Origin of the sequence: Pseudoalteromonas sp. C8 (genome assembly GCF_011378685.1) — a bacterium.
Taxonomy (GTDB): Bacteria; Pseudomonadota; Gammaproteobacteria; order Enterobacterales; family Alteromonadaceae; genus Pseudoalteromonas; species Pseudoalteromonas arctica.
Window position 1 is genome coordinate 1 of sequence record NZ_WTKT01000022.1, and the last position, 12,636, is coordinate 12,636.

At 40.0% G+C, this 12,636-nt stretch carries 9 protein-coding genes; 6 read left to right on the forward strand and 3 right to left on the reverse strand.

The window, feature by feature from the left end; translation table 11 throughout:
* The first annotated feature begins 560 nt into the window (after positions 1 to 560).
* Positions 561 to 1,484: a glutaminase B gene (gene glsB / locus GQR39_RS17475; RefSeq protein ID WP_165736215.1), complete on the forward strand. Its 924-nt coding sequence runs from the start codon at positions 561 to 563 to the stop codon at positions 1,482 to 1,484.
* A 37-nt stretch (positions 1,485 to 1,521) separates the two neighbouring features.
* On the opposite strand, the gene GQR39_RS17480 is transcribed toward glsB, so the two are convergent.
* On the reverse strand, positions 1,522 to 2,826 hold the full coding sequence (locus GQR39_RS17480; protein ID WP_010554383.1) for an inosine/guanosine kinase: 1,305 nt from the start codon (positions 2,824 to 2,826) through the stop codon (positions 1,522 to 1,524).
* Positions 2,827 to 3,004: 178 nt separating this feature from the next.
* Between GQR39_RS17480 and tadA the strand changes: the two genes are divergently transcribed.
* On the forward strand, positions 3,005 to 3,520 hold the full coding sequence (gene tadA, locus GQR39_RS17485; RefSeq protein WP_010554384.1) for a tRNA adenosine(34) deaminase TadA: 516 nt from the start codon (positions 3,005 to 3,007) through the stop codon (positions 3,518 to 3,520).
* 2 nt (positions 3,521 to 3,522) lie between these two features.
* Here the strand turns inward: tadA and GQR39_RS17490 are convergent, their stop codons facing one another.
* A complete protein-coding gene (locus GQR39_RS17490) occupies positions 3,523 to 3,690 on the reverse strand; it encodes a hypothetical protein (protein WP_007584688.1) in 168 nt (55 codons plus the stop codon).
* 163 nt (positions 3,691 to 3,853) lie between these two features.
* The gene (gene mltF / locus GQR39_RS17495) at positions 3,854 to 5,362 is read right to left on the reverse strand and encodes a membrane-bound lytic murein transglycosylase MltF (protein WP_165736216.1); all 1,509 of its coding nucleotides are present in this window, start codon (positions 5,360 to 5,362) and stop codon (positions 3,854 to 3,856) included.
* A 211-nt stretch (positions 5,363 to 5,573) separates the two neighbouring features.
* Between mltF and purL the strand changes: the two genes are divergently transcribed.
* The 4 genes from purL (at position 5,574) to GQR39_RS17515 (ending at position 12,584) form a co-directional block, all read left to right on the forward strand.
* Positions 5,574 to 9,464 (forward strand): phosphoribosylformylglycinamidine synthase, encoded by a 3,891-nt coding sequence (gene purL / locus GQR39_RS17500; protein ID WP_165736217.1) that lies wholly within the window; start codon positions 5,574 to 5,576, stop codon positions 9,462 to 9,464.
* A 128-nt stretch (positions 9,465 to 9,592) separates the two neighbouring features.
* Complete coding sequence (locus GQR39_RS17505; RefSeq protein ID WP_165736218.1) at positions 9,593 to 12,043, forward strand: YdbH domain-containing protein; 2,451 nt, start codon at positions 9,593 to 9,595, stop codon at positions 12,041 to 12,043.
* A gap of 2 nt (positions 12,044 to 12,045) precedes the next feature.
* Positions 12,046 to 12,243 (forward strand): YnbE family lipoprotein, encoded by a 198-nt coding sequence (locus GQR39_RS17510; protein WP_138584429.1) that lies wholly within the window; start codon positions 12,046 to 12,048, stop codon positions 12,241 to 12,243.
* Between the two features lie 11 nt (positions 12,244 to 12,254).
* A complete protein-coding gene (locus tag GQR39_RS17515) occupies positions 12,255 to 12,584 on the forward strand; it encodes a YdbL family protein (protein WP_165736219.1) in 330 nt (109 codons plus the stop codon).
* The last annotated feature ends 52 nt before the right edge of the window (positions 12,585 to 12,636 follow it).

The window sequence follows — 12,636 nt, forward strand, 5'->3', positions numbered from 1 at the left end:
TGAAAGTAGGACATTACCAGGATCTAATTAAGAGAAACCCGTTACAGTAATGTAACGGGTTTTTTGCTTTTTGAAATTAGTAAAACTCTGCATACTAAGAGACGATACTATTAATAATAGTGTAGTATTTCACTGTGACTCTCTACCGCTGTGGGCACTACGACATCCTACTGCGTAGCGCACCGACTTCACATTGTAGAGCGCTCGAATTTAAGATTCGGGCTTTTTTATGTCTGCAGAAAAGTGAAAAACACGCAATTAACACACACTCACATCAACACCTATCACGTAGGTCGGGCGAGCGTAGCGACTCCCGACGCTAAAATCATAAAAATCTCCGCTCGACAATGAGTTCGTAGCATTTGCACTACAACTCTTCACCGCAGTGGGCATCATGACATTACCAGGATTTAATTAAGAGAAACCAGATACAGTAATGTGACGTTTTTTTCTATTTAAATTTAGTAAAATCTCACCGTTAAATTCGACAACAAAACTAGGTGCACTTAATAGCGCGTGTTAAAATCCAATTTTTATGAATGACGATATAGAGGTCTAGATTGCCTACAGCTGATTACCAAAAGGTGCTTGATGAAATAGCACATGAAGTACGTCCTTTATTATCACAAGGGAAAGTAGCTGATTATATACCGGCGCTTGCCGAGGTTGATCCGGAACAATTTTCTATCGCTATTTATACAACTGATGGTGAAACTGTGTGCGCAGGGGATTGTTCTCAACGCTTCACTATTCAATCAGTTTCTAAAGTTATGACACTTACTATGGCACTACAGCGTTATGGTGATGAACTTTGGCATAGAGTCGGAAAGGAACCCTCAGGTACAGCCTTTAACTCGCTTACACAGCTTGAGTTTGAAAAGGGGATACCTCGTAACCCATTCATCAATGCAGGCGCAATTGTAACGTGTGATGCATTATACAGCCGCTTATCTGCGCCAATGCATTCTATGCTCGAAACCTTCAGGTTATTAGCTGGTAATAGAGGCGTAGTAATTGATAAAAAAGTCGCTAATTCAGAGTATGAGTTCAGGCACCGAAATGCTGCTATGGCACATTTAATGAAGTCGTTTGGTAATTTTGAAAACGAAGTTGATGATGTTTTGTGGGCTTACTTTAACTTTTGTTCTATTGAGCTCAACTGTATTGAATTAGCAAAAGCTTATAATTTTTTAGCTAATAAAGGTGTTGATAATCGATCGGGCAATCGTGTTTTAAGTAGTCGTCAGAATAAACAGCTTAATTCGCTTTTATTCACGAGTGGTTTATATGATGCTGCGGGTGATTTTGGTTACAGAGTGGGCATGCCAGGTAAGTCGGGAGTGTCAGGAACTATTTTAGCTGTGTTACCAAATAAGTTTACTGTAGCTGTTTATTCTCCGGGGCTTAATTCGTTTGGTAACTCCGTTGCAGGAATAGCAGCGCTCGAGCTGTTATCTAAAAAGCTCGATATTTCTATTTTTTAGGAAATCGATAGGGAGCAATAATTGCTCCCACCGTTATTTATTGTTCCCAATAAACTTGTTCTAAACAATCTTCACGTTCAGGTAAACCACGAGATAAACGCGGAGAGTGCTGAACTAATACTTCATAGCTCGCTCGGTTAGCATATTTACTAATTTGCGATAGTGACGAGTAAGTAATAGCTTGTTGCTGATGTTTAGCTGAGTTTGCCACATTAAGCTTATGGTAAACATTCGCTGATAAATCATGTAGTACAGCCGCAAGTGCGCAGTCACCTGCACCATTGGTGTTTTTGATTGAATCAGGTCCCCCCATAAATGGGGCCGTATGACTATATGCTCTGATAGGTTCATCACACTCATCTTTACGCATAGCTCGTGAGAATTCGTAACGGTTAAAATCAGGTATGGCGCCTGGTAGTAACGGGTATTCGGTTTCACGCTTTAAGCTTTCGTCTACGTAGCCGGCCATAAATAAGCCTTTTTCGCCAGCGGTACAAATAACTAAGTCTACCCAATCAAGTGCTTTATCAGCAGCTAGAAGAGGATCTTCAAAACCTGTAATAGCTAAACCTTCTTCTTCGTTCATAGCAAGAATATCAACATGCTTTTCAACAAAGTTTGCCCACCAAGTAGGGTCTTGTTCAATTAAGAACTTAGTACCGAGTGTAAGCACAACTGGCACACCTGCGTCATTAGCGTATTTTACCGCTTGCATAGTGGCTTCAGTCATTGTTTCGCTACCTTGAGTACGCATAAGATAGGCACTAATCACTAACGCTGATGAATTCTCAATAAGGTCTTTATCGATAGATTCAGGACGTAAGTGATTCATTAGGCCTGCACTTATTGCAAAAGTACGCTCACCGGTTTCATCAATTAATGTAAAACAACGACCTACAGGCCCATCAACTGGTTGAAGGTAGTTTAAGTCTACACGGCTTGAGGTATTACATAAAAAACGGTAAGCGTAGCTACCTATTTTTATATTTTCGCTCATTACGCCTAATAAAACTGAGCGATCATCTGCAAGTACAGAGTAGTTGTGCATAGTGTTACCAATGGTTCCACCGGCAAACTCAAAATCAACCATATTGTTTAATTTTAAACGATCGTATAAGGCGTTTGTTGTATCGCTATCAATAACTTGCGACATCCCTCTACGTAGTTGAAATTCGTCAAGGAAAGCTTGATCAACTTTTGCCTCTATATCAACAACGATCTGATCGATACCCGTAATATAACTACGTTGTAATCGCTCTGTTGCGTTAAGTTGATTGGTAAGTGGATCTTTGGCTTCCACTGGAAAATAATGTTTATGCCTGCGGCGTCCAGGAAATTTCATTTGCTACCCGTGTTGTGAGCTAAATAAAAAAAGCGTGAGATTATAGCGTAAATCAGCACTAGTGAGCCATTACAAACGGGTAAATATTGTTTTATTTTTGCAATAAAGTAATGAATGGCGCACTTTAGAGTGCTAACTAGGTATAATTACAGCATAAAAGGTTATTTAAGTAGAAATAATGAACGAACCATTTGATGATTCCTACTGGATGGAACAAGCGCTTTTGTATGCAAAGCAAGCAGAGCTGCTTGATGAAATTCCGGTTGGAGCAATTGTAGTCAAAGATAACCAGCTAGTTTCAGTTGGGTATAACCGCTCAATAACGGATAATGACCCATCTGCCCATGCCGAAATGATTGCAGTGCGAGAAGCTGGAAAAGTACTTAACAACTATCGCTTAATTGATTGCACCCTATACGTAACGTTAGAGCCTTGTTCTATGTGTGCGGGATTGTTAGTGCATAGCAGAATAAAGCGTTTAGTATTTGGAGCAGTCGATGCTAAAACAGGGTCTGCGGGTTCAATTATGAATTTATTACAAGAGCCTAAGTTAAATCATCAAGTTGAGGTGTGCGGTGGTGTTTTGGCACAGCAGTGCGGGGATACTATTTCGAATTTTTTTAAACGTAGAAGAGCGCAAATTAAAGCAGCTAAGAAAGCTGCTCGTGATGATCAAATAAATAAGCCTAACTAAAGTTAACTAGCGATTGGCTCTATTTCTGATTCAGCCATTTGCTGCATAGCAAACATTCGGCGACGCCAGATGATTTTTTTGTGTAGTTTTCGCAACATAACACGACGACGTGTGGCCGTTGAATAAATGACATTGCGTTTTAATCTTTGTGTGCGTCTACGTTTTAGCATGTTTTCTCCTAATGCAAGAGTGAGAAAGGCACGGGTATATCTTATAAAATAATGATATACAATTAACACACATTAGTGATCATTTGGTGACAAGTAAACAGATATTTAATTTACTTAAATTTTGCTTACTGACATGTTCAATAAACGGGTACTTATATTAATCTTAGCCATTGTTTTCACTCGACTGTTCGGGTTCGATTATAGGTTGTTGTTTTTCTGTTTGAGCTTCATCTGCCTTACTTTTTACTTCACTTTTTTCGTTTAGCTTTAGCTCAGTATCAGTGCTCAACTCTGTAATTGGTTCTGGCTCAGGCTCTGCAGCAATAGCATCATTTTCATCTAGCCAAACAAGTGCATCGTAATAGCGACGAATATTATCGACATATTTAACAGCTACATCGCCTCGGGCATAACCGTAGCGAGTTTTACGGTAATAGCGCTTTTTAATTAATAGCGGTAGGCGTTTTTTTACATCAGCCCATTTGTCAGGACTTGCGCCTTGCTGTTCGGTAATTATACGTGCGTCGTTAACGTGCCCCCAACCTACATTGTATCCGGCCAAAGCAAGCCATGTGCGGTCGGGTTGCGGGATACGGTCAGGAATACGTTTAATAAGCTTGCTTAAGTATTTAGCGCCACCACGAATGTTTTGCTCTGGTTCTAACCGGTTAGTAACACCTACTTGTTTGGCTGTACTGCGAGTTAGCATCATGATGCCGCGCACACCTGTTGGTGATTTAGCGCGGGGATTCCACATAGATTCTTGATAGCTTAGTGCCGCTAATAACCGCCAGTCAAGGCTACCTGCATATTGTTCAAACCATGGCTGGTATGTTGGTAAGGTTTCTTTAATTGCTTCGATATAAGCAAGGGTATTTACATAGTTAAATTGGCGTACGTGACCAAAGTATTTTTCTTCAAGTACATAGAGCTGGTTACTTTGCTTAACGTCACCAAAAAATGGCACCAACAACGCATATAAAGAGTCGTCTTTAGATTTATTAAGTATCCATGCAATCGGGTCGTTATGGCTAACTGAAAAACCAATGCTTAAATTTGGGTGATAACGGCGAAACAGCGATAGCGTATGCGTATCAGCGAGTGTGTAATCTATCTCGCCATCAATAACTGCTTGAAGTAGTTCTTCTTCATCAAACTCTTCGCTTTCTATCCAAGTGAGATCTGGATTGTTCTTCTTCATTTTTTGTAGAGTAAGCGAGTGGCTACTTTTAGCTATAACCGTAAAGTTACCATCTAAATCGTCAAACTCTCGAGGACGAACGCGCCCTTGTTTATAAACTAACTTTTGGCTGATTGTTCTGTAAGTTGGTCCGTAACGGTATTGCTCTGCACGGGTTTTATTATAGGTAAGTCCTGACGCTATTAAGTCTAAATCACCGCTTTCAAGGCGTTCAAACATGTCAGATAAGTTAAAGAAAGGGACTATTTCAAGCTCTACACCTAAATATTCAGCGAAGGCTTGAGATAACTCATATTCAAAGCCTTGCTCACCTTGAACGGCTTGATAATAATTACTAGCACTGGCAAGGGTACCCACACGTATTTTATTGTGTTCTTTTATTTGGGCGAGTTGAGTTGGCTGCTCTTGCATATCGCATGCACATAACAGCATAACTAAAGTAATGATTATTATTAGTTTTTCTTTGAACATTGAGTGCCCCTTAAGCTCGCCAGCCACCGTTATAGCAAAACTAAGCCATCGCGTCACTTTACGTTTTATTTTATTAACCAAAAGAGGCTATAAATAAAGCTAAAAAGTTAATTTTATGAAAAGCGTAATTTTGAGTTAAATCTGAATGCTAATTGGACTATAATGCGTGCCTAAAATATCGTTCAATCCCTAACCCCGGATGAAATTACCTATGTTGATCCTTCGTGGTGCACCAGCACTGTCAGAGTTCAGAGTTAATAAAATTTTAGCGCGTTGCCAACAATCGCAACTTCCAGTCACTAACGTATACGCCGAGTATGCTCACTTTGCCGATTTAACATCGCCGTTGAGTAGCTCCGAGCAAACCAAGCTTGAAAAACTATTAACTTACGGTCCAACTATTGCTGAGCATACCCCAGCTGGCAAACTTGTACTTGTTACACCTCGCCCAGGTACCATTTCACCTTGGGCATCTAAAGCAACCGATATTGCCCATAACTGTGGTTTAAAACAGGTTCACCGTGTTGAACGCGGTATTGCTTATTATGTTGAAGGTGACTTAAACGCAGAACAACTTGCACAAGTAATTGCGTTATTACACGACCGTATGACCGAAGCCACGCATAGTGAGCTTGAAGATGCTGCACAACTGTTTCGCAGTGATGCACCGCGCCAAATGTCGTCTGTTGATATTTTAGGTGGCGGACGCGAAGCATTAGCAATAGCCAATGTTGAGCAAGGTTTTGCCCTTGCTGATGACGAAATAGATTACTTGGTAGAAAACTTTATAAAGTTAGGACGTAACCCTAACGACATCGAATTGTTTATGTTTGCACAAGCAAACTCAGAGCATTGTCGCCATAAAATATTTAATGCTGACTGGACGATCGATGGAAAAGAGCAGCCAAAATCGCTGTTTAAAATGATTAAAAATACGTTTGAGTTAAATCCTGAAAATGTATTGTCGGCGTATAAAGATAACGCGGCAGTAATGAAAGGCTCAAAAGCGGGTCGCTTCTTCCCAAATGCGCAAGGTGAATATGCGTATCATCAAGAAGACATTGAAATACTAATGAAAGTTGAAACGCATAACCACCCAACAGCTATCGCGCCATTCTCTGGTGCGGCTACAGGCTCTGGTGGTGAGATTCGCGATGAAGGCGCAACTGGTCGTGGCTCTAAGCCAAAAGCAGGTTTAGTTGGCTTTACTGTATCAAACTTACGTATTCCAGGTTACGAGCAACCATGGGAAAGCGATTTTGGTAAGCCAAGTCGTATTGTTAACGCGCTTGATATAATGACAGAAGGTCCACTAGGTGGCGCTGCATTTAATAATGAGTTTGGTCGTCCTAACTTATTAGGCTACTTTCGTACTTACGAAGAAAAAGTAACAAGCCATAATGGCGAAGAAGTACGTGGTTACCATAAACCCATTATGCTTGCCGGTGGTTTAGGTAATATTCGCTCTGATCATGTTCAAAAAGGCGATATTCCTGTTGGCGCTAAATTAATTGCGCTAGGTGGACCTGCAATGAACATTGGTTTAGGCGGTGGTGCTGCATCAAGCATGGCCTCAGGTCAATCAAACGAAGATTTAGATTTTGCTTCAGTACAACGCGAAAACCCAGAAATGGAACGTCGTTGCCAAGAAGTTATCGATAAATGTTGGCAGCTAGGTGATGAAAACCCAATTGCATTCATCCACGATGTAGGTGCCGGCGGTTTATCTAACGCGTTTCCTGAGCTTGTTAACGATGGCGGACGTGGTGGTAAGTTTCAATTACGTAGCATCCCTAACGATGAACCAGGCATGGCACCACACGAAATTTGGTGTAATGAATCACAAGAACGTTATGTACTCGCTGTTGGCGTAGAGGACTTTGATCGCTTTGAAGCAATTTGTAAGCGTGAACGTGCCCAGTACGCTGTTATTGGTGAAGCAACCGCTGAACCTCACTTAACAGTGTCAGACAGCCATTTTGAAAATAACCCTGTTGATTTACCGCTGGACGTATTATTAGGTAAAGCACCTAAAATGCACCGCGATGTAACGTCAAAGCACGTTGTTGGTAAAGCGCTTGATACTACATTAATAAATGCAGCAGATGCAGCGCAGCGCTTAATGCGTTTACCAGCCATTGCTGAAAAAACATTCCTAATAACAATCGGCGATCGCTCAGTTACGGGTTTAGTAGCGCGCGATCAAATGGTCGGTCCTTGGCAAGTACCTGTTGCTAACTGTGCAGTAACTGCGGCAACGTATGATACTTACCACGGTGAAGCTATGTCACTTGGTGAGCGTACTCCTGCAGCATTACTTAATTACGGTGCATCTGCTCGTTTAGCTGTAGCTGAGTCGTTAACTAATATTGCCTGTGCAAACATCGGTAGCCTTGAAAATATTAAGTTATCGGCAAACTGGATGGCAGCAGCGGGTCACCCAGGTGAAGATGCTGGTTTATATGAAGCTGTTAAAGCAGTAGGCGAAGAGCTTTGTCCTGCGCTTGGTTTAACGATTCCAGTAGGTAAAGATTCTATGTCAATGAAAACGACATGGAAAGATGAAGGTGACTCACAAGAGAAGTCAGTAACGTCGCCGCTTTCACTGGTTATAACTGCGTTTGGTCGTGTTGACGACGTACGTAAAACAGTAACGCCACAACTACGCACAGATAAAGGCGACACATCGCTTATATTAGTTGATTTAGGTGCTGGTAAAAACCGCATGGGTGCATCAAGCCTTGCACAAGTTTATAAGCAATTGGGTGATGTAACACCTGATGTTGATAGCCCTGAGTTATTAAAAGGCTTTTATAACGCAATGCAAGCGCTTGTAGCTGATAATAAGTTACTTGCTTATCATGACCGCTCAGACGGTGGTTTATTTACCACGGTTGCTGAAATGGCGTTTACGGGTCATACCGGTGTAACGGTTGATTTAGCTGGTTTAACAGGTTCAGATATTGAAGCACTTTATAACGAAGAGCTAGGTGCCGTAATCCAAGTAGCAAATGCTGATTTAGATGCAGTAAATGCGGTGTTTGAACAACATGGTATAGCAGCAATTAGCCACAACATTGGCACGCTTAACAGTGACGATACGATTATATTTAACCGTGGCGAAAATACGGTACTTAATCATACGCGTACTGAGCTTCGTACTATTTGGGCTGAAACAACGTATCAAATGCAAGCACGCCGTGATAACCCTGAATGTGCTAAGCAAGAGTTTGATGCTAAATTTGATGCAAAAGATCCAGGCTTAAACGTAAAACTTAACTTTAATTTAAACGAAGATATAGCTGCACCATACATTGCAACAGGTGCTAAACCGCAAATGGCTATTTTACGTGAGCAGGGTGTTAACTCTCATTTAGAAATGGCGGCAGCGTTTAATCGCGCAGGTTTTGCAGCCGTTGATGTACACATGAGCGACATTTTAGAAGGTCGTTTAACACTAGAGCAATTTAAAGGTTTAGTGGCATGTGGTGGTTTCTCATACGGTGACGTACTTGGTGCGGGTGAAGGTTGGGCTAAGTCTATTTTGTTTAACGACATGGCACGCGATCAGTTCCAAAACTTCTTCCACCGTGAAGATACCTTTAGCTTAGGTGTATGTAACGGTTGCCAAATGTTATCAACGTTAAAAGAGTTGATCCCTGGTACTGAACATTGGCCGCGCTTTGTAACTAATAAATCAGAGCGTTTTGAAGCACGCTTTAGTTTAGTAGAAATACAAGAAAACCCGTCTGTGTTCTTTAACGGAATGGCTGGCTCGCGAATGCCTATAGCGGTTTCTCATGGTGAAGGTCATGCTGAGTTTGCAAACGATGCAGCCACTAAAGCGGCGCTTAATAGCGGCACTGTAGCGGTTAAGTTTGTAGATAACTACGGTAACCCTACAACGCAGTACCCAGCTAACCCTAATGGATCTCCAGAAGGTATTACAGGTATTACGTCAACTGATGGTCGCGCCACTGTAATGATGCCGCATCCAGAACGTGTATTCAGAAGCGTTGCCAACTCTTGGCATCCTGATGAGTGGGTCGAGGATAGCCCGTGGATGCGTATGTTCCGTAACGCACGTAAAAACGTAGGTTAATTACATTTGCGTTTATACAAGTTAGATTCATAATCTTACTGTAAAATAAAAAAGGCTGCATTGTGCAGCCTTTTTTGATTAGTATAGTTTTAGCTAAAAGCTAAAAGCACAAAGCATTTAAGGATAGTATGTTTAAGCGAGTTGGTTTAATTGTTGGGGCTGTATTGCTAAGTACCTTACTGCTTGGTTATGTATTTCGCTTGCCTTTATTACAGTGGGCTATTGCGCCTGAGCTCAAAAAAGCAGGCATTACGTTAAGTTGTCTCGATTTTTCAATTACGTCTGAACTAAATATTCATGCTGATAAAGTGTGTGTAAATTATCAAAATCAACAGTTACAACTCACTGGTATTACTGCAAATACAAAGAGTGTAGATATTAAAAATGCAGTGCTAACTGTTAATTCACTCCCTAAAAGTGATAATGCTAATCAAGGTGCTAAAAATCTCGATTTAGCGCTTCCCTTAAATCGCCCATTAATCAGCATTAAACAGCTTATAGTAAAAAGTGATGAGCTCAATAAGCCACTTAAAATAAGCATATTAGAACCAGAACTAAATAAATTTAATGTCACGGGTGATATAAACGCGAGCGCAATTTTGACTGCTAATAAAGTAAGTGGTCAGTTTGAAATTAATGACACTTTTTTAAAGCAAGTTATAAACACTAAAAATACATTAATCGCAGATTTTAACTTTAATACTCAGCAAGCGTTTAGCTTTGATGGTATAGAACTTGAGTTAAATGGTGATATTAGTTCCCAGCTTGCTCACACTTATGAGCAGTGCAAAGTTAACGTATTAACCACTGGTAAATTGACGACTCATTTTAATTTAAATAGCCAAGCGTTAATGTTTAATACCGATTTGCTTAATAACAAAATTAATTTAACACCAAGCTGTACTGAGTTAATACCACCGAGTGAATATGCAGGCTTTATTAGCAAACAAGTTCCTTTAAATTGGCAACTTAAACTCCCTCAATCAATTAGCTTAGAGGCTAGTAAGTTGAGTGTACCTGTAATTAATTTGATGAGTGAAAGCGATAAGCAATTTGATATTTTAATAACAGATACAACACTAAATATTACATCTCCACTTGAGTACTTACAGACAAATTTATCAGCTCAAATAAATACACCCGATATAAATAATATTAGCGTTAATGCTCAGTTATCTGGCGCTGTGATTAAAGGCGATTACGCCGTTATACTTGAAAGTTTGCCTGAGTTTGTCCCTGCAACAGCGAATGGGCTTAGCCTCAGTGGTCACTTTAATATAAGTGAGTTTATAGACTCAAAACCAATTGGGCTTATAAATGCTAAATTAACGCTTAATAGTGTAGATGCGTTTGATATGAGTGCAGTGCAATATCAAGGTGATTTAACTGCAAAAATGGATAAACAGTTAAACGCAGAGGTAGTGTTAACGCAGCAATTAAAAAGTGCGGAATATAAAGAATTTAAAGTCACAGATATAAGTAACACATTAACAGCAAATGCTAATTTAGGCGTAGGTGAGTTATTTGCTGATCTAACAGCAAAAACGAATATAAAGGCTGTTAATAGCCCCGACATAAAACTTAATAATATAAAAGTAGAGTCTACGGGGCTACAAAGCCGTGCACTAAAAGCTACGCATCACGCATTTATAAACGATGTTGAGTTAGTTGTAAATCATCATATGTCGTCGCAAGCTCATCCGTTTGAAGTCATTATTCCTGAACAAAGTACGCTGCTGTTAAATGCGCTTATTAGGCAATTTGAGCCACTTGCACAACTAACAGAGGGCGAATTTAATGGCTATATTAGTGGCGATATAAACTTACAAAATGCACTGTTCAATATGGGGATTAGTCATACAAGTGCACTGTATAACGATTACCTTGCGAGTGATTTAAACAGTGTATTTAGCGGGGAATATAATTCAGGTAAGCTTAATGTAAAACCAACTACCTTTAATTTAAATGAGTTTAGAGCGGGTGCTGTAGTTAAAGCGATTGAAGGGCAATGGCAAGTTAATAACAATACCGCGCTTATAAATGATTTAAAAGGAAGTGTGTTTGGTGGCGAGTTCTCGCTAGATAGCTACACAGTAGGGAAGCCAAACCAAGTTGCTAATGTTAAGTTTGAAAATATTGATGCAAGTAAACTTGTTACACTCGACGATAAGTCGGGCATTGTATTAACGGGACGCTTGGCGGGGTCTTTACCTGTTCACTTTGATAGTGGAAAAATTGAGATAATTGACGGTAGCTTATTTAGCCAAGGAACAGGTAATTTAAAAATTACCAATAATGCCGCTTTTGATTCAGTAATGCAGCAACAGCAAGAGTTACAACCTGTGTTAGGGCTATTAACTAATTTAGATATTCAAAAACTTAATAGCAGTGTGGCACTAAAAAATGATGGTTGGTTAAAACTAGGGGTTAATTTGCAAGGCTATAATAAAGCAGAGCAGCAGCAGGTTAACTTTAATTATAACCACGAAGAAAACGTATTTACACTTTTACGCGCACTACGTTTAAGTGACGAAATTACACAAAAAGTTGAGCAACAATACTCACAAAAAGGAAACTAATAATGAGACAGTCGTTATTGATAAAAGTACTGCTCGCGCTGAGTGCTATTAGTGCACTAAGTGCTTGCACGCACCGTGTTGAGGTGTCTGCTAAAGAGCCCATTACTATAAATTTAAATGTGAAGGTCGATCACGAAATTCGCGTAAAAGTAGATAAAGAACTCGACAGTTTGTTTAGTGACGACAGTGAGTTATTTTAAGGAGCTAAAACATGAATACGAAGAAAAAATTAAATATTATTACCTTAGTTAGTGCAGTATGTATGTCGTTCTCTGTGTGGGCTATTAGCCTTGATGATGCTAAAAACCAAGGTTTTGTAGGTGAAGATAGCTCTGGTTATTTAGGGCTTGTTGTACAAAACGCAGAAGCAAAAGCCGTTGTTGATGACATAAATGCAAAGCGTAAAGCGCAGTACTTAAAGCTGGCTAAAAAGAATAACTTGTCACTTTCACAAGTAGAAGCGCTTGCTGCCGCTAAAACAATTGAAAAAACCCAAAGTGGTCATTACGTTGAAGTAAATGGTAACTGGGTTAAAAAATAAGCGTTAGTTATTGCCTTGTTTTGTAAAAAGTTTTGCACAAAGTTTTGCACGA

Coding starts and splice junctions, on each gene's coding strand:
- GQR39_RS17480 (WP_010554383.1), bottom strand. CDS start 2,826: ATGAAATTTCCTGGACGCCGCAGGCATAAACATTATTTTCCAGTGGAA.
- tadA (WP_010554384.1), top strand. CDS start 3,005: ATGAACGAACCATTTGATGATTCCTACTGGATGGAACAAGCGCTTTTG.
- GQR39_RS17490 (WP_007584688.1), bottom strand. CDS start 3,690: ATGCTAAAACGTAGACGCACACAAAGATTAAAACGCAATGTCATTTAT.
- mltF (WP_165736216.1), bottom strand. CDS start 5,362: ATGTTCAAAGAAAAACTAATAATAATCATTACTTTAGTTATGCTGTTA.
- purL (WP_165736217.1), top strand. CDS start 5,574: ATGTTGATCCTTCGTGGTGCACCAGCACTGTCAGAGTTCAGAGTTAAT.
- GQR39_RS17505 (WP_165736218.1), top strand. CDS start 9,593: ATGTTTAAGCGAGTTGGTTTAATTGTTGGGGCTGTATTGCTAAGTACC.
- GQR39_RS17510 (WP_138584429.1), top strand. CDS start 12,046: ATGAGACAGTCGTTATTGATAAAAGTACTGCTCGCGCTGAGTGCTATT.
- GQR39_RS17515 (WP_165736219.1), top strand. CDS start 12,255: ATGAATACGAAGAAAAAATTAAATATTATTACCTTAGTTAGTGCAGTA.